Genomic DNA, 21,237 nt, shown 5'->3' on the forward strand with positions numbered 1-21,237 from the left:
GGGCGGACGTTGGGTGAACAGGGCAGCCTCCTAGGCGTGCCACCAGAGCACGGTTAGCGACGTGTCGTTGTCGGTCGACAGGGGCGCGCCGCTCGACTGGTAGCCGTTGGCCTCGACGTAGTCCCCGGCGGCGAGGTAGACGAGGGCGCTGGACTGCACGGCGGTGGTGATGTCCGGGGATGGGTTGGGTACGCCGAACTGACTGGCGGGGATGAGCGCGCCGTTTTTGTGGATGCGCACGAGACGGGCACCGGTGCTGCTGGTGCCGAAACCGGCGCCGCCGATCACCAGGTACCAGCCGGGGACTTGGGCGGTGTAGCGGCTGGTGTTGACCGTGGTGGAGTGGCCGCCGTACGAGTCGACGATCACGGTGTCGATGGCGAGCGGGGTGACGGCGTTCGCGGGCACCGACTGTGAGGTCGACTGGTAGCCCCGGAAGACGGGCGGGTTCAGTAGGAACGACAGCGCGTCGCGGGTGCTGTTGCCGATGGCGGCGGTGAAGCTGTCGCCGACGTTCCAGCTGTAGGGGATGGGTATGGGCAGGTTGGCCAACGGGCCTCCTCCGGTGGTCAGTAGGCGGCGCGGGGGCCGCCGGTGGCGGTGAGGGTGGCGGCGGCGTCGAGTGCGGCCGGGTAGACGGCGCCGGCCGGCAGGGTGACCGAGCCGGGCAGGGGTTGGCACACCGCGTCGCCGGTGGCGTGGCCGCTCGCTAGTGGGGCGGTGAGGGTGACGGCGACGGTGGTGTAGCCCGGGCTGGTCGGGGCGACGCCGCCGGGCGCGACGGTGACCTGCTCGGCGGCCGGGGTGCCGTAGCCGATGGTGAGCACGGTGCCGGCGGGCAGGACGGCCGACGCGGGGTTCGTCGCGGCCCCAGTGAGCGCGGAGAGCGTGACCGTGGTCGCCCCGGCGGAGGCCGGTGCGGCGAGGGTGGTGTGCAGGGCGGCGGCGACCATCCACCCGGAGTACGGCGCGGCGGCTGACTGCTGCACGGTCACCGTGAGCCGGCCTTGATCGTCCCCCTTCCACTCGACTTGTTCGACGTACGTGTCGAGGCTGATCACGTTCGGTGAGGCGTTGGGGCGGCGCATGAGGCGGGCCCGGGCCCCGAACTGCAGGCCGAGCAGCCGCGGCCACGCCGTGGGGTTGGCGGACGGGTCGACGATGATGCGCGAGACCCGCGGCACCGGGGCCGCGTACTGGCCGGCCAGGTACGCGGCGGCGTACCGGGCCTCGTTCGGGTCCTGCACGTTGATCGTCCGGGCGAGCGAACTCGGGAAGTACGCCGCCTGGCTCGCCGGGTTGGATGCGTAACTGTCGGGCTGTTGCGGCGCGTTGGGGGCTACCTGGTTGGTGACCTGCACCGTGTTGTAGACGTGGTCGGGGTCGAGGTCGACCTGAATGTCATCTAGGTACGGCACTTCGCCGGCGGCGGCCATCTCACCGAACACGACGGCGGGGGCGGTCTGCAGGTAGCGCCAACGCCGACCGGCGAGGGTGATGGTTCCGGCCGGGTCGGCGTAGACCTGTCCCGCCTCGCTGTCCGCCACCATCTGAAGCGCTCCACCGGCGTTCTGGCCGGCGAAATTCGCCGCGCCCATGGTGGTCTGGGTGTTCAGCGTTGCGACGGCGCCGGGGTATCCGGCCGCGGTCAGGATGCGCTGCGCCCGGGTGGCGCTAGCCTCTCCCGTCCAGCCCTGGGCGAACCCATGGCCCAAGTCCAACGCGGTGCCGACGTCGAGTTCGACGGGCAGCTCGACGGCGTAGGCGATGTCGCCGGTGAAAAGACCTTGGCTGAAGCCGGCGACCATGCTGCCGCCGATGGTGTCGGTGGTGCACCCGGTGGGGTGGCAGTCCCCCGTCGTGGTGTTGAAGTACGCCAAGTTGTCGACGCTAAGCGTCAGCATGGTGCCGTCGGCGGACACCTTGGCGAGTGCCAGGTGCCAGTTGCCGTCACGGACAACGATCCCGGGGACGTTCACGGTGATGACGGCGCTGCCGTCGGCGTTGTTGGCGCCCGCGCTCACGGTGCCGTCCGCGTTGATGAAGATCGCGAATGCGGACCGCGGGCCGGCGTAGACCTGCGCGCCGCCGCTCATCAGGGCGCCTGGCGCGGAGCTCGACCACAGGGCCATGGGACCGTTCGGTGTCGCGGCGGTGCGGAAGGCGATCAACCGTGTCCACCCGCCCGTGGCCGGTGGTCCGACCGCGGCACCGGCCGGCGCGTTGATCACCATTCCGGGCAAGTTGGCGAGGTTGCCGGCGTTCGGGTTGGTGATGGTCACCACGGGTCCGGCCGCGCCGTTGAAGCCGACGCCCTGCAGCGCGCTTCCGGCCGTGACGGTCGCGCTTCCGGCGCCCGGGGGCGTGGCGGCCACGGTCCATGCCGGCCGCTGGCCGGTGGCGTCGGCGAACAGGGCCGCGCCGGAAGGCTCGTTGAACGGGATCACGAAGTTCGGGTTCAGCGCGGCGAGGGACTGCTGAAACCCGGGGCGGAGCGTGAGGCGGGCGAGTCCGGCGAGAGCGTCGCTGCAGGCGAGGGTGACCGTGCCGTAGGCGCTGCCCTTGGGCCAGTGTGCTTGGTACCGCTCGACGTACCCACTCCACAGCGGGTCCGTGACGCCGGGGTCGGCCCACGGCGTCGGGGCGGCGGCTTGCTCGAACTGGGCCCCAGTGAGATAGACGGTGGTCGCCGTGGTGGTCACGGTGGTGGCCGGGCTGATGACGGCCGGGCGCGCCCAGACGGCGCCGGCCGGGGCCGTGGCCGTCAGGGTGAGTCGTGTCCAGCCGGGGACGGTGGGCAGCGTGACGGGGGTGGAGTCGACCGGCGTAATCCGGGTGCCGTCCTGCCGGTACCAGCTGATCCGGGCGGACAGCTGCAGCCCCGCCTGCCCGCCGATGGCGGTCGAGGCGTACACGGTGTACGTCCATGGCTGGCCCGGCGCCTGTCCGGGCTGGCCGATGACGGGGACGGCGTCGGAGTCGGCGCCGGCCCAGTTGGCGTTGGTGGCGCCCAGGCCGCACGCCTGGGCGCCGGAGATGGCCGGGTACGTCCAGGCGATCGCCTGGGTGTGGCCGGACGGTGCGGCCGGCACGGTGGCGACGGTCCGGGTGCCGTTGGTGACTTGGACGTCGGCGAGCGATGAGCCGGTCGCCATGCCCTGCGGCAGCAGGTTCTGACTCGGCGGCCACGTCGCGGTGAGCCTCACCCGCCGGAACGGCGTGATGCTCCCGTAGTACGGGCCGCCCGGGTTGGTGGAGTCGAGAGCGCCGTCGGTGCTGTCCAGCACGAACGACGCCGTCCCGGCCTGTACCGCGTCCATCTCGTACTGCCGGCCGGCCGCCGTCGCCGTCCAGCTGTCGCGCAACCGGGCGGTGAGATCGGTGTAGAACGGCGTGCCGGCCTGGGTGCCGCCGACGTTGAACGCGACGCCGAGCGCGATGCGCGGCCAACCCGGCAGCAGCCCGGGAACGGTCACAGGAGTACCTCCCTTGGTAGATCAGGCGGTGGCGCGGGCGTAGACCATGCCGGGCCGCGGGTTGCGGCGGTCGTTGCGCAGCGCGTGCTGTTGCACGGCCCGGAACAGTTCCTTGCCGTCGAGGTTGACGACGGTGGTGATCTCGGCGGCCTGGGTACCGCCCGGCCCGTAGCCGCCGGCGGCGCCGGCGTTCGCGCCGGCGAGGGACAGTCGTGGGGTGATGGTCTGGGCGGACAGTCCGGCGGACATCGCGGCGACGGCGCCCGCCGCCACGTGGGCGTGGTCGGTGATCCCTTGGGCGATGCCGTGCGGAATCCACTGCCCGACCTCATCGGCCATGACCCGGCTCGGGCTGCTGATCCCCAGGAACGACTTGGCCGCATTGAGCGCACTCGACGCCAGGTGCTTCAGCTTGTCGACCACGAAGTGCGCGGCACCCTCGATGCCGTGAACGATCCCCATCACGAGGTCACGGCCCACGCTCAGGAACTTGTCGCCGATGCTCTCGGCACTGTGCCAGGCGGACGACAGGGCGTCACCGACGGCGTTCTTGATCTTGTCGAACCAGCCCGTCACGTCGCGCCAGATCTGCATCACCGGGCCGAGGATGTGTGCACGAACGAGCCGCCAGGCGGATGCCGCAGTGTCGGCCACCTGTCGCCAGATGCCATCGAGCCAGGCAAGCGCCCGGCGCGCCACCGACACGACCTCGTCGTAGGCCTCGCGCATCGGCTGGATGATCACGCGCTGCGTGTAGCGCCAAGCCGTCTCGGCGGCGCCGGAGATGGCGCGCCAGATGGCCACGAAGAACGCGGCCACGGCCGACCACACGGCCTTCGCCGTCCCGATGATCTGCTCATGCCAATGATTCCAGATCGCCACGAGCACCGCGATGTACGGGAAGAAGATCACGAGCAGCAGGGGCCACCAGCGGCGGAAGAACGCGGCGATCCCGCCGAAAACGCTGAGCGTCACGCGCTCGGCCAGCCGCCACGCGGCGACCACCGGGTCGACGACGGCGTGATAGGCGCCGACGAAGAACGCGGCGATCGAACGCCACGTGCCCGTGGCCCAGCTGGCGACCGCCCGCCACGCGGCGGACGTCTCGCCTTCGAGCCACCGCCAGGCGCCCACGGCAATGTGGGCAACCTCGACCGCGATCGCCTTGATGAACCCCCAGACCTCCCGCCAGTGCATGACCAGCAGGACGACCGCGGCGATCAACGCGACGATCCCAAGGATGATCCACACCACGGGGTTGGCGAGGGCGGCGGCGGTCCACGCCCACATCTGCGCCACGACCGCGGCCAGTGCGATGACCAGGGCGCCGCCGATCACGCCGGCGACCATCTTCGCGGCCGTCTCGTGCTTGCCCAGCCACCCCGTGAACGAGGCGAACAGGCTCATTGCCCGCGACGCAACCGGCATGAGGTACTGGCCGACCTGAATTGCCATGGCCTGCGCCCCGGCTTTGGCCTCGGCCATTTTCTGGTTGAACGTTCCTTGCACGTCCCGCCAGCCCTCGATTTCCTTACCGCCCTGCTTCACATGCTCGTTGATTGCGGCGGTCGCATTCTTGAAATCCTGCATATGAGGGCCGGTCAACTGCAAAGCGGCCATCATGCTTTTGGTTCCGCCGACCATGTTCGCCAAAGCGCCGATATACGTCTGCTGCTCCGGCGGCAGGTTCGCCAACACCTTCTGATAGTCGGTGGCGCCCTGTGCCGCTTTCCGAAGATGCTCAATGAGAACGGTACCGGCCGGGCCCATTTTCTTTTCGATCGCGCCGGTGAGCATTTCCAGCGTCGAAGCGAGCCCGTTTTTCCCCAGGTTCTGGCCGACCTCGACCGCGTTCAATCCGAGCGATTTCATTTCCTGCGCCGCTTTCCCGGATGGATTGGAAAGCGCTCCGATGGTCTGCCGGAGGTAGGTTGCCGCGACCGCGGCCGGGGTTCCCTGGCTGGTCATCGTAGCCATGGCGCCCAAGACCTCGGTGAGCCCGACGTGCGCGGCGGCAGCCGTCGGGAGAATGGAACTCATACTGCCGGCGAGGGCTTCCATATTGGTTTTGCCCTGCGCCTCGGTGGCAATGAGTGCATTCGTCGCCTCGGCCGACTCTCCGGCCGACATTTTGTAGGCATTCATTGCCGTTGTGACGGCATCTGCGACCGTTCCCAATTCCGCCGCGCCGACCTTCGCGCCCTGTGCGGAATTCCGCAGCACGGTCAGTGCATCGGCGCCATGGAAACCGGCTGATTCGATCTGGTAAAGCCCTGCGGTGAGCTGCTGCGTGCTCTGCCCGACTTGGCCGGCCATGGCAAGAACGCCTTGGCTGACCATGCGCATATTCGAGGCAACTTCACCCGCTCCGGTGCGCACGCGGGTCATTTGCGTTTCAAAATCGGCGGCCATTTTCACGGCGCCGACCGCGGCACCGGCGGCGGCTATTCCGATGCCGGTAACGGCCTCTTTGGAGACGCGCCCGAAGCGCTGGAATGCCGTTTCGCCCTCGATCGCGCCGCGGCGGGTCTCGCGCTTGACGTCCGCCATGGCGCGGCGCACGCCGTCGGACTTGCCAAGGAACTCGACGAACACCGGAGGCAAGCTCGGCACGCCGCATCACCCCCTGTTCTGGCGTGAGTTGGGGGTGCGCGGCGGCGCCCGCGGTCAGTGAACGGCGCGGTTCCAGGCCTTGAACCAGACGGCTTCGAAGGCCGGCAGGGCGGCGTCGACGCCCGGTTTCAGGTAGGCGAACCGGGCCTCGGTGCGGCCCTTGTAGAGGTTGCGCACGCCGCCGCCGACGCCGACGCCGCCGGCGAATCCCGCGGGGGTCTTGCGGGGCTTGCGCACCCCGCCGACGCCGCGGGCGAGTGCGCCGGTGAGCCGGCCGGGGCCGCCCTGGCGCGGCTGGTGATGCGGGTTGAGATTCAGGTTGACGGCGTCGCCGGTGCGATCGGACGCGCCGCGGTGGTCCCACCGGGGCCGGCCGCGCATCCTCGCCCGCACGCTCTGCTTGGCCAGGTTCTGGGTGGCCTTGAGAGCGGCCACGGTGGCGTGGTCAACGTCGTGCATCATCCGGTCGAGACCGGCGTGCAACTCGGTCAACCCTTCGATCCTCATGCGGAGTTCAGCCACGTTCGGACTCCCGTCGCTCGACGTTGGCACGCGCCTCGGCGACCGCGTCGTCGACGGCGAGCAACCAGTCGAGTTCGACGGCCGGCATGTCCGCCCACGCGGCGGGCGGGCCGATGATCTGGCACAGCCGCCACGTGCGGTAGTGCTCGGTGGGCAGCTGGTCGGCCCGGTACTCGAACGCCCCCTCTAGCGCGGCCCTCAGGCGGTAGAGGGCACGATAGGGGAGGTCTCGTCCATGCTCGGCCGCAGGTCGACACTGCCGGCCGCCGGGTCCTTGCACAGCTCGCTCAGCTCGTCGTACACGTCGCCGGCCAGGTCCTGCAGGACGTCGAGCGTGACGTCGCCGAACGACCAGCCGGCCACGCGCTGCAGGATGGAACGGTCCTGCAGCTGGAACACGAGATCGATCCCGCTTTCGCCCATGGCGGCGGCCATCTGCGCGGCCTGCGCCTCGTCGACATCCGGCACGCCGTCGGCGCCGGTGGCCTGCTCGACCACGGTGGAGAAAGCGGGGTTGCCGGCCATGAGCATCTGCAGCTTGCGCACCGGGCGGCGCAGCCGCTCGGGGATCTCGTTGGGCTCGCGCAGGTCGGCCCAGCCGCCGCCGGCCGTCAGGTTCACGCGCTTCACGGGTGGTCGTCTCCTACTTGTAGGTGCCCGCGGGCAGGGCGTTGGTCAGGGTGGCCTTGATCGGGGAGTAGCCGCCGGACGCCCCGGCGTCGGTCGGGTTGGCGATCGCCTTGAAGCTGATCGGGAGTTCCCAGTACTCCTTGCCCGGGTTCGGCGTCGCCTCCGGGTAGTAGATCTGGGAGCAGTGCAGCTGCAGGCCGTTGGCGGTGGCGCCGGCGCCCTGGGTGCACGAGACGTCGAGGCTCTGCACGGTGGACGCCTGGTAGATGTTGCGCTGGGTGGAGTCCTCCATCACCATCGTGATCTTTCCGTCGACGCCGATGTCGCCGCCCCACACGCTGTAAGGGCTCTGCGTCCCGTTCGCCGCCTTGATCACGTCGACCTTGCGTTTGATGGTCAACTCGCCTTCGAGCACGGGGATTTGGGTGCCGCCAAGCTTGGTTGTGATGGCCCAGGTGGCGAAGGGGTGCAGCGCGCCCTGTGCGGGGGCGGGCGGGGATGCGAGTACGACGTACGTCCATCCGTCGCCCTTGGCCGTCCACGTGAGCAGCCCGTCGGCGTTCCATTTGAAGGTGATCGAGTTGATCCGGACGCCCGGGTACTGCCAGGCGCCGAGGTTGGGGTCGACCACGGTCCACGTCTTGCTGACGCCCTGGGTGTCGCCGGTGCACAGGACTGAGAACGCCGTCGCGTACGGGGCGGCCGAGCCGGTGACGGCGACGTCGCCGAGCAGGCCGGCCAGGACGTGGCCGATGCTGTCGGCGAACACGTCGCCGCCGAGGTCGAGCTGTGCGGACTTCTGTCCTTGGACGATGCCGTAGACCTCGACCGGCGCCCCCCTCACGCCCTTGTCCTCGTTGTTGGTGACGGCATCCTTGGGGGTGAAGGTCTTCCACGGCACCCACATGGACGGCGGCACGGCTGTGCCGGGGGTCGCGGCGGCCTCCGTGCCGACGCCGACCGCGGCGAGGTGGGTTGGCTTAGGCATCGGCGGACACCTCCTTTCCGGTCGCGGCGGGCGCGGTCTTGGTGGCGGCCGGCGGCGGGGCCGGTGTCCACGCGCCGTCGCCCGGGTCGACGTCGAGGTCGTAGGACTGGCCCGGCGTCGGGGCGACGCCGAGGGTGGGGTAATAGCGGCCGTCGTCCGGGCCGGTGTACGTGTATGCGGCCAACTCGGCGTCTCCTAAAGGGTCTTGAGGCAGTCGACGACGATGTCGATCGACACGTGTCGGCCGCGGTGCTCGTCGTCCCAACCAGCGGTGTGGGTGGCGGTCGTGGGCCGCGCGCGGTCCACGGCGCCGCCGAGCGACGGATCGCTGCGGACGACGGCGACGACCAGGTCGGCGAGCGCCCGGGCCCGGGTGAACGTTCCTGCGGGGTCGTCGCCGCCGCGGTAGACGTCGACCGTGACGTGAAGTTGGTAGTCCTCGCGCAGCCACCCGGCGCCGCCGGAACCGACCACGGATTCGGGGCTGTAGGTCTGGTGGACTTCCCCGACGCTCACGATGTCGTCCGGCTGATACGGACCGGGTTCGTCGAGGCACACGAGCAGCTCGGACGACTTCGACAGCGGGTCGGCGGTGAGGGTGGCCTGCAACTGGGCGAGCAGCCACGCGCGGGCGGCGGGGATGCTGCTGGCGGGGATAGCGCCGATGGGGGTCGTCATGCGATCCCCGGCGGCCGGCGGTACGGCGCCCAGAGCTCAACGACCCTGTCAGGCAAGGCGAACCCCGAGGGAACGTGCACCTCGCCGCCGTCCATGGCGCCGCCGCCGAACCTCGGCCTACCGCCCTGCTGGGTGAGCTGCCACAGATGCCGGATCAGCTCCAACACGCCGAGCCGCACCGAGTACGGGACCTGTCCGGCCCTACCGACCGTGTAGACGATCTTGACGTTCTTCGTGCCGACGGCGAACAGTGCAGACTGCCCGCCGAAGGTGCGCCGGGTGATCGCACCCGTCCGGTAGTCGACCGTGAACGCGAACGCGGTCGCCTGGGCGCCGAGCGGCTGTTCGGTGAGCGGAAAGGCGCTGAGTCCGTAGTACTCGGTGATGCTCTGCACCGTCGCGACCGGCAGCCAGTCGGGGACGATCGCACCTCGGCCGCCGTCGTGGTACTCGGTGTGCTGCTCGGGCAGGAACGGCCCGCAGACGTCACGGGCCAACTCGCCCGCGGCGAGCACGAACCCTTGCAGCTCGTCGTCGTTGGTGCCGCCGGCGGGCATGTTCAAGTGGCTCTTGACGCTGGGCAGGTCGACGAGCTGCTCGACGCCCAGCGGCCTTACTTGAAACTGCCCTTCGGCCGCCCAGCCGCCGGCGAGGCCGGCGCCGGTGGCCGTCCACCGGTACAGCCACACCCCGGCGACGGCCACCGACGGCACCACCGCGGCGTATCCGCCGCCGCCGGTTGACGCCGTCGCCGGCGTGCTGACGGTGCCGACCGGGTCGGTCACGGTGAGCGTGACCGCTACAGCGCCGGCCGCGGGCGTCCCGGTATCGGTCGCGACGACGGTCGTCAGCCCAACGTCCTGCCCGGAGAGGTAGATGAGAGCCACGAGGGCGCTACCTCCTTTCCGACTGGTCGCCGAGGAACCAAGAGCGGTGCAGGTCAACGGTGTTGGTGGGGTGCTAGGCGCGCCCGGGCGTGGCGAGGCCCTATGCTGAGTGGGTGTCCCGTCCGATCGCGATCGAGGTTCCGCGGATTACCGCGCCCGCCTACTCCCGCCTTCGTCGCCCGGTGCGGCAGCGGAAGTGCAGGCGCGTGGACGCGCTGCTCTCGTCGCAGATGCTTGCGGTCGGGATCGACACCGAGCCAATGGGCGATCTGAAGATCGCGGAGATGTGGCGCAAAAGGTCGTTCGCACAGCTCGTCGGCCGGGGGGTGAGACTCGGCATTGCGCCAGCGTCCACGGATATCAAACGCGGCCACGGCGATCTGAAGCATTCCGAGCAGTGGTTTTCGGTGATCGATGCGAACCCCGATGACCTCTGTAAGGACGTGTCTCCGGCTGGCCCGGGCCTATCCGTCGTCTGGAAGCATGCTCAGCGGTGGGATGAGTGCATCCCGAGGGGGCGCCCGGCGTGCACGTCCGGGCGGCGTTCACCATCTCGGCTTTCGGGGTGTGTGCGGAAGCTGATCGCCTTTCTCGACAGGCGCCCTGCGGCGAACCAGCCGCACGGCCCGCTTCGTCAGGTTGCGGAAGCTGACTGGGGGCTCGACTCGGTTCCTGTCCCGGGCCCTGAGATGGGCGCGAACGGAGCCGCGGTTTCGGGCGCGCGCGTCTCTCGCCGACTGGCGGTTGCCCTCTCCGCTGCCCTGCTGTTCTTCTCCCTGTGGTGCCCACACGTGCTGCCAACTGGCATCGTCGGATGGCCGCCGGATTGGCCGCCGGTGGACCGGCTGTCGATCGCTTGTGGAATCACCCGGTTGAGAGTCGCTCTCGTGCCCAGGGCCCCTGGGCGTGCTGCCGCGGGCGGCAGCGCGCCAGGGAGTGCGAGCGCATGCCGCCAGAGCGGTTTCCGTCTGGCTGCCTAGAACCTTTGGGTAGACGCCCTCCCGCTCAACGTGTCTCTGAGCAAAGGGAGTTGTCATGCAAGACTTTCCGTGGTCGGTCGAGAAGTTCGCGGCGAGCCTGCTCGCGAACCTGATCATCAAGGGTGTTGAGGCGGTGGTCCGCCACCGGCGGCACAGCAACGGTGAGGACGGGCAGGCCCCGGTTGCTGTCCGGGGCCGCCGGTCGACGGGGACCCGTCGGCCGGGCGGCAGCACCCGCCCGCCGCACAAGGATGCGGCTGGCGGACGGCGGTCCCGTCGCCGTGGTCGGCGCAGCAAGCGCTGACGAGCGTTGACAGGGCCCGGCGTCTTCGGACGCCGGGCCCTCGCCGTCCGGCTATCGGTAGCGGCGGTGCTGCCGGTGGGTGGAGCCGCGGCGGTGCTGGTGGTGCGCCGTGCGGTGGTGCGCCGTGCGGTGGTGCGCGGCGCCGTGGTGGGCGCGGCGGTGGGCGAGGTGCCGGCGGTGTTGGTGGCGGTGGTGGGCGTTGTTCAGCCGGTGGTGGTGCAGGGTGCGCCGGTGGCGGGCCCGGTTCCGGTGGCGCTGGACGTGGCGGGTGTGGCGGTGTTCCGCGCGGGCGTGCCGGCGGTGGTGCAGGTGGGTGCGGTGGTGGCGCCGCACCTTGTGGGCGTGGCGTAGGTGGCGGCCCTTGGGGTGGCGCTTGACGTGCCGCAGCTTGGGGCCCGTGTGGTGCCGGTGCTTGCGGTGGTGGGCTTGCTTGTGGTGGTGGCCGTGGGCGCCGGGGCGGCGGCGGTGGGTGGCGCCGACCCGGCTTCGGTGACCGGACGCCGGGCGCCGGGGCCGGTGCTCGGACCGGACCCGGCGCAGGTGGGTGCCGAGCGGGTCGCGCTGCACGGCGCTACGCGGCCGGCGGGCTCGGCTGCTCGGCCGGCGCCGGGGTGGCCGGCGGCGTGAACCCGGCCGCCGGCTTCACCGGGGCGGGCTTGGTCTCGGCGAGCACCTGGTCGAGCCGCTCGTCGACCGCGCGCAGCTCGGCGACCGCCGGGTGCTCGACCGTCCGCAGGTCCGACAGGGTGCGAACCTCGGCCCCAGCCGCGGCGGCGGCGGCCCGCGGAAGTTCGGCCTTCACGTCGGGCGCGACGCGCTTGATCTCGGCCCGAACGCGGTTGGCGACGGCCTTCGCTTCGGTGCGCACGGCGCCGTCGAGTTCGTCGAGCAGGCCGCGGACGTAGTTGATGACGTTCACTGGAAGGTGTCCCCTTCGGTATGCGTGGGCGGCCCGGCCGCGGAGTAGTCGACCGGGCCGCCCGCGCGCGGGTTAGAAGACGGGGGCGGTCAGGCCGGTGCCGCCGATGACGGAAATGGACTGCGGGTAGCGGCCGGGCTGGAAGCTCACGTAGTTGTAGAGCCGTACCAGGACGGACAGGTTGGCGGCGTAGGTCTGCTGGAAGGCTTCCGCCCGGACGGAGCTCTCCCAGAGCAGCAGGTCGGACATGCGGCCGACCATGATCACGTCCTGATTGGTGCCCGCGCCGAGGTTGGTCGGGATCGTGGCGTCCGCGTACACCGGCAGGCCGAGCATGCTGCCGACGTAGCCCTGCGCGGCCTGCTCGCCGAGGTTCCCGATCGCGTTGAACGGGCCGCCCGAGTTCGGGACGACCAGGGGGCGGTTGTTCGCGTCGAGCTGCGCTTCGACCCAGGCCCACCGGTTCGGGTGCATGACGATCGCGTCCGGCGGCAGGAACCGCTTGGTGTGGATCGCGGCGATCGCCCCGGCGAGCTTGGAGTACAGGGCGCCCAGGGCCGGTGTGGCGGACGTGTAGGTGATCGAGTTCGTGCCGGCGAGGGTGAGCGCGCCGGTCAGGGTGCCGCCGGTGCCGGGGCCGCTCAGGACCTGCGTGTTCAGCTGCCGGGCGTAGTCGGCGGCGAGGTCGCGCAGCACGATGCCGTCGATGTTCACCGGGCTCTGTTCGAGCAGTTGCAGCGACATCGTCTGTCCGCCGGCGATCGTCACGACCGGGCTGGAAACGCTGGTGGTGGTGATGTCGGTCTGCTGGATGCCGGTGTTCTGCGCGGCCTGCGGCGCCGTCGCCGTGCCGCTCGACACCTTGGGGATGTTGATCGAGTCGGTGCCCGGCGGCAGGCCCTCGGTCGGGATCAAGTTGGCCGTGATGCGGCCCGGGCGGACGTAGGCGATGAAGTCCTGTTCCAGCCACTCCGGCGGGACGAACTCACCACCGCCGCCGTTCACGGTAGAGATGGCGCGCTGCTCGGTGACCATCCGGTCGTTGCGCAGCAGGCGCTCGACGGCGTCCCGGTCGCCCTTGTTGCGGGCGAGGTGCAGGTCGCGGAAGTAGCTGCGTTCGCCGCCCTTGCGGTACACCTCGGGCTCGCTGGTGATGGTGGCGCGCGGCGTCGACAGGTAGCGCTTCGCGACGTCGGCGGCTGCCTCGTCGCGCTTGATCTGCTCGTCCAGCTCGGCGACCCGGGCGTCGATCTCGCGGATCTCGCCCTCGCCTGCGTCGAACTGGCCGCGTTCCTCGTCGGTGAGGGTGGTGCGCTGGTCGGTGCGGACGGTCTCCAGCAGCGAATCGAGGCCGGAACGGATCTCGGCACGCCGATTGAGGAGACCTTCGATCATGTCCCGCTTGTTCACGGGCAATCTCCAGTCTTGTCGGGGTGGTTGGCGGTGTGCCTGCCGTCGGGGGCTCGGGTGGTGGCTCGGGTGGTGCCCCCGCGGCGGGGGTCCGGCGCGGGCTCCGGCGCGGCGACCGGGCAGGCGGAAGCGCCCGGCCGCCGCAGTGCGGCGCCGGGTCACATCTACGGATTCACGTCTGGCCTAGCCGGACATGTAGAAATTCAGCTTGAGTGAGACAATCAAAGCTGTGCGATTCCATTGCAGATTCTGCAAAGAAAGGGCGGGGTTGCTATCCGACCCACGCGGCCCGGATAGCTCAAGGGATGACCTCGCGTATCAGGCTGCACTGCGGATGCTTCAAATGCAGGACGCAAGCCTTACCAACCTGCGAAATCGGGCAAGTGGCCTCCTGACCATCTCCACGCTGATCACTTCATTTACGGCCACTTTGGGATGGCTCAATGGCGGCCACGTTGAGGGCTGGTACCTAGTCACGCTGACTTCCTTGCTGCTGGCCACCCTGGTAACGATCGGCTTCCTGGTTATCGTGATCTTAAAGCCTCGACTGTGGTATTTCTGCCCCAGCGCGGAAGACTTTCTAAACCCGCTTCAGCAAGAGAGTGCAGACGAGACTCGTGCTGCGGTAACGCGGAAAATGATCCAAAAATCTGGGCGCAACAGAGAGATCCTTTACCGCCTCTCCCGGCTATATAAATTTGGCCTCTATTTTTTACTGGTAGAGGTTGGGCTAGTTGTTTGGATCTCGTTCATCCCTAAGCCGAAGGGGCCTTAGTGATGCCAAAGAAAAACAGGAGGATGTCAAAGAAAAACGGGAGTGGAGATCCAGGCGAGTGGCCCAGTGTACGTGATTCAGGTGGGCGGCCCAGTGTGGGCTACGACGCGTGTGCCGGCTGGGGAGTTCCGGATGGGGTAAGCCTCGCGCTAGCCCTAGCCATCTCTTCCAAAAAAAAGAGAAGACTGGCGGGGTATTCCGTGCATGGCGACCAAGAGAGGGAGTGGCAAACTAAAAGAATTAGGGTGAGAGTTGGGTTGGTTAAGCTGACGCAGCACGCAAAGGCGCCTCCCATTGCGCAGGTTAGGAAATCGGCGATCCGAGCAGGCGGCGGCAAGAGTAAAGGAAAGTGATTCTCTCCTACAGCGCCAGCAGGCGACGGCGCAGCTCGAACAGCTCCATACCGTCGGCGCGTTCGCCGTCGCCCGGGTCGGGGTCGGCGTCCGGGTTCGGCACGTCGAGCACGGAGGCGAGCAGCGGTTGCGCGACGTCGACCGCGCCGTCGGCGGCGGCGATCAGCTGCAGGACCTGCCCGAGCGTCTCGACGGCGTCGGGCGTGAGCGTCTGGCCGGCGCGCAACTCGCGCAGCGCGGTCGCCACGTCCCGGGCCCGCAAGTGGGCCGAAGTCGCGGGATTTGCGCCATAGTTGACGATCGAGACGTCGCCGCGGTTCAGGTTGACTTCATGGATGTCGCGCTGCGTGTAGTCCGTGTTCCAGGTCTGGCGGACCACCCGGAACGCGAAGCTCATCTCGTCGAGATCACGCCTCTCCATGGCGCTCTGCAGGGTCTGCACCTCGGGCGAGCGCGGGTCGAGGTCGGCGTCGACATGCAGGCCGGTCGAATCCTCCGCCAGCCGCATGGTGCCGCTCTTTGTCCTGGCCAACGTGATCCCGCTGTGATTGATCTTGAACGGGACGTCGGCGCCCTCGGCGAGGGACTTGGTGAACGCGCCGCGCCTGACGATCTCGGTGTACTGCCCGGCCCAATCCTCCATCTCGTAGGGGGATTCGGTGATCGAGGCGTAGCCCTCGAACCGGAGCGTCGCCCCGGCGTCGGCGGCGCGCAGTTGCATACCGGTGAACGGCACGGCCCGGCGCTGGACGCCACGGCCGGCCGCGCGGTGGGAGAAGTCCACTACGGCTCCTTTCCTGATTCGGCGGCCGACTTCGGGGTCTGCGCGCCCGGGTCCGTGCCGTCCGTCGACAGGCCGGAGGCGGAGGAGTTCAGCGGAACGAACGGATCGGCACCCGCGCCGTCGGGCAGGGGCGCAAGGTCTTCCTTCGCCCGGATCTCGTCGATCGTCAGCAAGCCGGCGTTGCGGGCCATCATGTAGACGGCGAACCGACCGGCGGTGTCGGTGCGCAGCAGCCCCTCGACGTTGAATTTCGCCACCTGCGGGGCGGGGAGCATTGCACTCCAAGCGTCCTCGAAAAGGCCGATCCAAGAGGCTAGGGTGTATTTCAGAAAACCTAGGGATTGCTGCTCAATTCCGGTTCCCCACGATGTGGTGCGATCTACCTGTCCGAGCATGTGAGGCGGAATTCCGAAAAGCATCGCGATATCCAGATTTTGCGCTGCCCGGGTTCCCAAGAATTGCGCATCTTCGGGGGTGACGGAAATTGGCTTCCACTCTGCACCACCGGTCAGGACCCCTACTGTGTGGGCGTTCGACAGTCCGCCGTGCGATGCCTGAAACGAGTCCTTGAGCTGCCGGGCGCGTTCCCGGTCGAGGTCTCCGGGCACCTGGACAATGCCGGACATGTGGGCCCCGGAGCCGAAGAATCGGCTTCCGAATTCCTCGGCCGCGAGCCCCAAGCCGATCGACTGGCGGGCGGCCTGAATAACGCTGACACCCTTCGGGGATTCCGGCGGCGCCATGGCGGCGATATGCACGATGTCCTCGGCGTCCACCGGCGTCCGGTTCACGGTGTACTGGCGCCGGCCGGTCGCGTCGAGGGCGACGTCGACCCGGTCCGGGTGCAGGACCTGCAGCATGGTCGGCCGGTAGTACCGGTCGCGCTGCAACACGACCGCGTAGGCGTTGCCACGCAGCAGGCAGGACACGGCCATCTGCTGGATGCCGACCCGGCGCGTGAGCCGCGCGAGGCTGTTGGTCCCGCCGAACGGGTCGGAGACGATGAGCGGGGGCGGGTCGAGCGGCCGGCGTACCTCGCCCTGCATCCGGACGGCGTCAAGTGGCAGCCCGGACAGGGCCGTTGAGATGATCCGGACGCACGCGTATACCGCAATGAGCTGCATTGCGGTTTCCTCGGTGACCGGCACGCCGGCGGCGGTGTAGGCAGCCAACGAGCCGTTGGTCGGGATCGTCCACGGGTCGCCGCCGCCGGAGGGTACGAAGAACCGCCGCTCGCGGACACCGCGGGCGGCTCGTCGGAGCAGGCTCACCGGTCGACCACCCACCCGGCGACGAGCAGCGCGGCCCCCAGGACGACCAGGCCGGCCGTGGTGCACCACGACCACGCGGCGGCGTCGAGGGCGGCGAGGCCGGCGACGTCGAGCACCTCGGCGACGGCCTTGCGGGAGATGCGCAGCCGCATCCGGCACCCCCTCTACAGGTCGGCCCAGCTGTAGAACTGGGGTGGTGGCGGCGGGAGTTCGGGCGGCTGGCATGCCCGGTCGAGCGCCATTACGGCGGACACCGCGAGGTCGATGCGCCTGGTGCTGTGGCGGTGTTCCTTCGTGAGCCGGGTGCCGCGGGCGTCCGTTTTGATCGCGCAGTTCGCGATGTGGCGGGCGAGCCGCGGGTCACCGGACTGGATCAACTGCCCTTGCGTGACGGCCTCATAGAACCTCTGCGTCGCCGGGATCATGCGGGCCGGAGACTGCGGATACTCGACGATCGGCAGACCCTCGGACTCCAAAATCTGGTAAGTCCGCGCCCACCGGTAGGGGTCACACACGATCTCCCGGACCTGCCAGCGCTTGCAGGCGGCCCGGATCGCGGCCTCGACGTCGAGGATCGGCACCTGCCAGTCGCCGACGACGGTGTCGGGGCGCTCCCACGCCTCGACCACGTCTACATGGGGCAGTTCGCCGTCGTCCGTGGGGCACGAGACGACCGTCAAGGCGGTGCTGTCCCCGTTGTACGACCCGTCGAACCCCAAGACGACTTCCGCGCCGTCGGGGATGGGCCCGGGGCGCTCGCAGGCCTCCCACGCCCCGGTGGGCAGCCACCGCTCGGCGACGGAAGTCCAGACGCCCAGGTGGTAGCGGGCGAACTCGTGCCGGGGGATTTGGTAGTAGCGGGCGGCGACGTCCGCCACATTCAGGAACTGGTCGGCGGCCGGGTTCGCGTCCCGGATCGCCTGCAGCAGCTGGTCGTGATCGTCGAGGTCGTACCGGTCTTCCGGGCATCCCCAGCAGACGAACAGGAACTCGGGGTCATCGATCTCGCCGCCGTTGACCTTCAGGCCGTACTCGTGCAGCCGGCCAGCCATGCTGTCGAGGTCGGCGCCCGGCGTGGTGGTGTTGACCACCACGCTCCCGGCCCGCTTGGCCGCGCCGTTGGCGATCACGAGGTGAACGCGCGCTTTCCCGCCGGTCCATTCGTGGATCTCGTCGAAGAACGCCGCCGACGGCCGTTGACCGTCGTTGGTTCCGGCGACGGCGGCGATCTTGTACGCGCGCCCGGGGCCGTCGACGACCTGCACCTCGCCCTCGAAGGCGTGGAACAGGTGCCGGAGGGTGGGCGACTCGGCGATCGTGGTCCGCAGGTCGCCGAACAGCAGCTCGGCTTGGGCGTACGAGGCGGCTGCCACCGGGATGACGGCCGAGCGCTGCGTCGCGAGCAGGTATGCGGCTACCCAACTGGCTATCGGGGTCTTGCCGTTGCCCTTCGGAACCTCCAGCAGGGCGCGGCGGTAGCGCCGGGTGCCGTCCGGGCGCAGCTCGAACAGCCAGTGCAGGAAGATCCGTTGGAAGATCTCCAGCTTGACCGGCTGGCCGAACTTGTCGCCTTCGCCGTACCGACAGTGCTTCTCTATCCAGCGGGCAACCCGCGCGCCGTCGCTGCGGGCGGCGGTCAGGGGCGGTGCGGACAGCGGGCGCGGCACCCCGTCCGGCCACGGCAGGACCTCAGGCGCCGGAGAGGAAGGCGAGCGGGTCATCGTCGCCCCCCTCCACATCGGCCGCGATGTCGGACAGGGACGTCTGCACCTCGGCCAACTTGAGGCCGAGGCGCAGCCGGTTCAGCGGGCCGATGCCGAGCTGCTGTTCGTCGGCCCGGATCGAGGCCTCGATCTGGTAGGCGAGGGCGTACAGCCCGTTGGGCTTGGGCTGGCCGGTCGAGCCGGTGACGACCGGTTCTGCGTCGGCCAGGGCGAGCGTCTGGTGGTAGCGGTCGAGGTTGCGCACCCACCGGTCGACGAGCGACGCGTCGCTCGGGCGCAGCGCGCCGGCGACCACGTCGCCCCAGTACGCCGACCACCCTTCGACGGCGGGCCGGCACAGGCCGTCGGGCGGCTGCGGTAGCTCACCGGACGGCGCCGTGACGGCACCCAGGTCCCGGGCGTTGCGACGCTGGCGTTCCTCGGGTGGTTTGGGCAGCGGCCCCGACATCCAACCACCGCCCCTGGTCGCACTCCGTGCCTGCCGGTCGAGGCCTCGACAGTGTCGTCGCGGCCCAAAAAAATCGGCCAGAACCCGTACAGGAAACTTTGGGGCGGGGGGCCGGGTCCGGAGATGATCACCCCCGCGACATCTACCCACCCCCCGGTATTCGGCTACGGGGCGGGGTCGCTATCACGCAGTGTGACCACCGCCGCGGGGGCGCCGGCCACCCTTGCGGCTGTTGCACGGACGGCACAGGACGCGCAGGTTCTCGGGCTCGTCGCCGCCGCCGAGCCGCTTGGGCACGAGGTGGTCGACCGTCAGATCGCTGGCCGGATGGGGCGGCACGCCGTAGCCCGGGCACATGTCGCCGTAGCTGCGGCGGTGGTCGGCCAGTGCCGCCGCCGCGGCGCGGCGGTAGGCGGCGCCGTAGCCGCGCTGGGTGGCGCTGCCGCGCAGTTGGTCTTGGCGGGCCTGCCATTCGGCCTGGTGCTGCTCGCAGCGTGAGGGATTGGTGGTGAGCTGACCGCACACCAGGCACGGGCGTCTGCGCGGCATGTCCGATCACCCCCTCGGAATCCTCGGGCGGGGCCGGCCGAAACCCGGCGGCCCGGAAACCGGGCACCCCTCGAAACTTGGACCCGGGGTCATGTTCCCGGCGCCGGAACGCGAACGGCCCCGCCGAGTGGGCGGGGCCGGTGTCGTTGGCTTCCGGGCACGCCGGAAGCGCTTCGAACTTTAGGTCACGGATCGATAACGGCGCAAGAGGGTTCGTTGCCCAACCCGTCCCTCAGTCGATGGCGTCGGCGTCGGAATCCTCGCCCAGCTGCTCGGCGGCCCTTGGCAGTGGGTTGGGCGACGGGGTCACGTCACCGGGGACGTACGGCTGACCGGTCCCGCGGGCGTAGAGTTCGCGAGCCCGCTCGAACCCGCCCTCGATGTCCGTGCGGGCGGCGTGCTCGGCTGCTTGCCGTACGGCGGCCAGCATTTCGGGAGTGGCGTATGTCAGCAACGCTTCGGTAGCGCCCGGGACGAGCCACATTTGGTACGTGCCCGAGACGTCGGTCGCCTCTGCGATCACGGCCTCTGCTTCTTCCCGGGTGATGGCCTGCGGCAGCTGAAGCTGCCCGGTTTCGTCGTAGTCGACGTACAGGCCGCTCAGCTTGAGGCCGTGGGTGTCATTGGCAGCAGCCTTGATGGCTGTGAACCGGTTCACAACCGACTGGCCGTCCAGGGGGCTGCCGAGCGACTGCATGCCGAGGGTCTCGAACAGCTTGCTTGGATGCAAGCGCCACGCCTTCCAAAAGTCCTTGGCATCAGGGTTGGCGCCGATCGCAGAGATACACAGGTTGGCCTTACCGAACTCCTCAAGCGCCAGCACAGCGAGGGAGTAGGCGCGTGGCACACGACCGGCGTCGAGCAAGGTACGCGCGTCACCGAGAAGCTCGTCGGCGTTGTTGATCACTGCCGGGATGATGCGAAGGATTTCCGGCACTGGGGGAATCGGTCGGGTCATGGCGACCAGGATGGGGCTGCGTGCCGACCGCGCGCACCCGATTTCGCGCCGCCGGCACGCAGCCCCGGTGGTCCGCCTACGCCGCGCGGTCGGCGGTGCCGGCCTTTTCGAACGCGGCGACGAGCGGCCCCAGATCGACGACACCCCACACGCGGCGCTGCTGGTCGTCGAGCGGCACGGGGGCCGAGCAGGTCGGTCCGGTCGAGCAGGTCACCCGCGGCGCCTGGCCGTCGGCGGTGTGCAGCACCATGTCGCCGCCGCACCACGGGCACGGCCGGCCGGCCGGGGTCGAGCGAGCGTCGAGCTGCAGAGCACGTAGCACCAGCCACGCGCACTGTCCGGCAACCCGTATCGCCTCGTGCCGCAAGTGGTCGGGCAGCAGGCCGAACAGCCCGGGCCGCAGAACTCGGTCGCCGTGGTGCTCCGGGCCGGTGTCCTCGGACAGTAGGCGGCCCTCGACCCAGACGGCGGCCCAGTGCACGCCGTAGGCGCGGCTGCCGGGGTCGGTGGGGCTGGGGAAGCGCCAGCGACGCGGGTCGGCGGCGTCGACCGGGTCGTCGGCCCAGATCGGCATCCGGCCGGGCGTGTTGACCAGCCGGCGGGCGATCGGTCGCTGCACGGCGGCGGCCAACGTGTCCGCCGTATCGAACAGCAGTCGCTCGACGCGCACAGCAGCGTCGAGGGCCTCCAGATTCAGCGGCGCCGGGTGCCGGCGCAGCACGAGCGGCGTCCGGTCGACGACCAGCGGGCCACCGTCGTCGTCGCCGGCCTGCTGCTGGGCGAGGTGTGTGGACAGCTGCGCCGGCGGCCACACCGCCGCGGGCGGCGTCTCGATCGCGGCCAGCAGCGCACCCCATTCCTCGCGGACGGTGCGCAGTTGGGCGACGGCTCGGTGCAAGTGGGCAGGCGTGTACACGAGAACTCTCCATGCTTGTCCGGTTGGGCAGTTAGCGGGCCCGGGCGCCCCT

At 69.7% G+C, this 21,237-nt stretch carries 22 protein-coding genes; 2 read left to right on the forward strand and 20 right to left on the reverse strand.

Translation table 11 applies throughout. The features are described 5' to 3' along the window. Positions 1-30 precede the first annotated feature (30 nt). From ABZW30_RS30005 to ABZW30_RS30045, 9 genes are all read right to left on the reverse strand, one after another. Entirely contained in the window at positions 31-552 is a 522-nt protein-coding gene (locus ABZW30_RS30005; protein ID WP_355674342.1) for a hypothetical protein, read from the reverse strand. 17 nt (positions 553-569) lie between these two features. Beyond that, the gene (locus ABZW30_RS30010; protein ID WP_355674343.1) at positions 570-3,476 is read right to left on the reverse strand and encodes a hypothetical protein; all 2,907 of its coding nucleotides are present in this window, start codon (positions 3,474-3,476) and stop codon (positions 570-572) included. A 21-nt stretch (positions 3,477-3,497) separates the two neighbouring features. Next, positions 3,498-6,071 (reverse strand): phage tail tape measure protein, encoded by a 2,574-nt coding sequence (locus tag ABZW30_RS30015; protein ID WP_355674344.1) that lies wholly within the window; start codon positions 6,069-6,071, stop codon positions 3,498-3,500. Between the two features lie 72 nt (positions 6,072-6,143). Further along, complete coding sequence (locus tag ABZW30_RS30020) at positions 6,144-6,581, reverse strand: hypothetical protein (RefSeq protein WP_355674345.1); 438 nt, start codon at positions 6,579-6,581, stop codon at positions 6,144-6,146. A 228-nt stretch (positions 6,582-6,809) separates the two neighbouring features. Further along, positions 6,810-7,241, reverse strand: a complete 432-nt coding sequence (locus ABZW30_RS30025) for a hypothetical protein (protein WP_355674346.1) — start codon at positions 7,239-7,241, stop codon at positions 6,810-6,812. A 13-nt stretch (positions 7,242-7,254) separates the two neighbouring features. Beyond that, entirely contained in the window at positions 7,255-8,229 is a 975-nt protein-coding gene (locus tag ABZW30_RS30030) for a phage tail tube protein (RefSeq protein WP_355674347.1), read from the reverse strand. Next, positions 8,222-8,413, reverse strand: coding sequence for a hypothetical protein (locus ABZW30_RS30035; protein ID WP_355674348.1), 192 nt, complete (start codon positions 8,411-8,413; stop codon positions 8,222-8,224). Before ABZW30_RS30035 ends, ABZW30_RS30030 begins: the two co-directional genes overlap by 8 nt. Before the next feature lie 11 nt (positions 8,414-8,424). Continuing rightward, a complete protein-coding gene (locus ABZW30_RS30040; RefSeq protein WP_355674349.1) occupies positions 8,425-8,907 on the reverse strand; it encodes a hypothetical protein in 483 nt (160 codons plus the stop codon). Further along, positions 8,904-9,794: a hypothetical protein gene (locus ABZW30_RS30045; protein ID WP_355674350.1), complete on the reverse strand. Its 891-nt coding sequence runs from the start codon at positions 9,792-9,794 to the stop codon at positions 8,904-8,906. The genes ABZW30_RS30040 and ABZW30_RS30045 overlap by 4 nt, the downstream gene beginning before the upstream one ends. Positions 9,795-10,829: 1,035 nt before the next feature. Here ABZW30_RS30045 and ABZW30_RS30050 point away from each other — a divergent pair. Next, positions 10,830-11,078, forward strand: coding sequence for a hypothetical protein (locus ABZW30_RS30050; RefSeq protein ID WP_355674351.1), 249 nt, complete (start codon positions 10,830-10,832; stop codon positions 11,076-11,078). 51 nt (positions 11,079-11,129) lie between these two features. On the opposite strand, the gene ABZW30_RS30055 is transcribed toward ABZW30_RS30050, so the two are convergent. The 3 genes from ABZW30_RS30055 to ABZW30_RS30065 all read right to left on the reverse strand — a co-directional run bounded on the left by ABZW30_RS30055 (position 11,130) and on the right by ABZW30_RS30065 (position 13,407). Then, complete coding sequence (locus ABZW30_RS30055) at positions 11,130-11,645, reverse strand: hypothetical protein (protein ID WP_355674352.1); 516 nt, start codon at positions 11,643-11,645, stop codon at positions 11,130-11,132. A gap of 4 nt (positions 11,646-11,649) precedes the next feature. Beyond that, on the reverse strand, positions 11,650-11,997 hold the full coding sequence (locus ABZW30_RS30060) for a hypothetical protein (protein WP_355674353.1): 348 nt from the start codon (positions 11,995-11,997) through the stop codon (positions 11,650-11,652). 72 nt (positions 11,998-12,069) lie between these two features. Then, a complete protein-coding gene (locus ABZW30_RS30065; protein ID WP_355674354.1) occupies positions 12,070-13,407 on the reverse strand; it encodes a phage major capsid protein in 1,338 nt (445 codons plus the stop codon). A 208-nt stretch (positions 13,408-13,615) separates the two neighbouring features. Between ABZW30_RS30065 and ABZW30_RS30070 the strand changes: the two genes are divergently transcribed. After that, the gene (locus tag ABZW30_RS30070; RefSeq protein ID WP_355674355.1) at positions 13,616-14,182 is read left to right on the forward strand and encodes a hypothetical protein; all 567 of its coding nucleotides are present in this window, start codon (positions 13,616-13,618) and stop codon (positions 14,180-14,182) included. Positions 14,183-14,542: 360 nt separating this feature from the next. On the opposite strand, the gene ABZW30_RS30075 is transcribed toward ABZW30_RS30070, so the two are convergent. The 8 genes from ABZW30_RS30075 to ABZW30_RS30110 all read right to left on the reverse strand — a co-directional run bounded on the left by ABZW30_RS30075 (position 14,543) and on the right by ABZW30_RS30110 (position 21,185). Next, positions 14,543-15,319: an HK97 family phage prohead protease gene (locus tag ABZW30_RS30075; RefSeq protein ID WP_355674356.1), complete on the reverse strand. Its 777-nt coding sequence runs from the start codon at positions 15,317-15,319 to the stop codon at positions 14,543-14,545. Then, entirely contained in the window at positions 15,319-16,590 is a 1,272-nt protein-coding gene (locus ABZW30_RS30080) for a phage portal protein (protein ID WP_355674357.1), read from the reverse strand. Before ABZW30_RS30080 ends, ABZW30_RS30075 begins: the two co-directional genes overlap by 1 nt. Next, the gene (locus tag ABZW30_RS30085) at positions 16,587-16,742 is read right to left on the reverse strand and encodes a hypothetical protein (protein ID WP_355674358.1); all 156 of its coding nucleotides are present in this window, start codon (positions 16,740-16,742) and stop codon (positions 16,587-16,589) included. The genes ABZW30_RS30080 and ABZW30_RS30085 overlap by 4 nt, the downstream gene beginning before the upstream one ends. Before the next feature lie 12 nt (positions 16,743-16,754). After that, a complete protein-coding gene (locus ABZW30_RS30090; protein WP_355674359.1) occupies positions 16,755-18,311 on the reverse strand; it encodes a terminase TerL endonuclease subunit in 1,557 nt (518 codons plus the stop codon). After that, entirely contained in the window at positions 18,280-18,762 is a 483-nt protein-coding gene (locus ABZW30_RS30095) for a hypothetical protein (protein WP_355674360.1), read from the reverse strand. Before ABZW30_RS30095 ends, ABZW30_RS30090 begins: the two co-directional genes overlap by 32 nt. A gap of 183 nt (positions 18,763-18,945) precedes the next feature. Beyond that, positions 18,946-19,311, reverse strand: coding sequence for an HNH endonuclease (locus tag ABZW30_RS30100; RefSeq protein ID WP_355674361.1), 366 nt, complete (start codon positions 19,309-19,311; stop codon positions 18,946-18,948). 232 nt (positions 19,312-19,543) lie between these two features. Beyond that, positions 19,544-20,269, reverse strand: coding sequence for an AbiV family abortive infection protein (locus tag ABZW30_RS30105; protein ID WP_355674362.1), 726 nt, complete (start codon positions 20,267-20,269; stop codon positions 19,544-19,546). 76 nt (positions 20,270-20,345) lie between these two features. Then, positions 20,346-21,185, reverse strand: a complete 840-nt coding sequence (locus ABZW30_RS30110; protein WP_355674363.1) for a hypothetical protein — start codon at positions 21,183-21,185, stop codon at positions 20,346-20,348. Between the last annotated feature and the right edge of the window lie 52 nt (positions 21,186-21,237).

This window comes from Kitasatospora sp. NPDC004669 (assembly GCF_040609455.1).
Classification (GTDB): Bacteria; Actinomycetota; Actinomycetes; order Streptomycetales; family Streptomycetaceae; genus Kitasatospora.

Coding starts and splice junctions, on each gene's coding strand:
- ABZW30_RS30030 (WP_355674347.1), bottom strand. CDS start 8,229: ATGCCTAAGCCAACCCACCTCGCCGCGGTCGGCGTCGGCACGGAGGCC.
- ABZW30_RS30085 (WP_355674358.1), bottom strand. CDS start 16,742: ATGCGGCTGCGCATCTCCCGCAAGGCCGTCGCCGAGGTGCTCGACGTC.
- ABZW30_RS30095 (WP_355674360.1), bottom strand. CDS start 18,762: ATGTCGGGGCCGCTGCCCAAACCACCCGAGGAACGCCAGCGTCGCAAC.
- ABZW30_RS30040 (WP_355674349.1), bottom strand. CDS start 8,907: ATGACGACCCCCATCGGCGCTATCCCCGCCAGCAGCATCCCCGCCGCC.
- ABZW30_RS30090 (WP_355674359.1), bottom strand. CDS start 18,311: ATGACCCGCTCGCCTTCCTCTCCGGCGCCTGAGGTCCTGCCGTGGCCG.
- ABZW30_RS30105 (WP_355674362.1), bottom strand. CDS start 20,269: ATGACCCGACCGATTCCCCCAGTGCCGGAAATCCTTCGCATCATCCCG.
- ABZW30_RS30100 (WP_355674361.1), bottom strand. CDS start 19,311: ATGCCGCGCAGACGCCCGTGCCTGGTGTGCGGTCAGCTCACCACCAAT.
- ABZW30_RS30050 (WP_355674351.1), top strand. CDS start 10,830: ATGCAAGACTTTCCGTGGTCGGTCGAGAAGTTCGCGGCGAGCCTGCTC.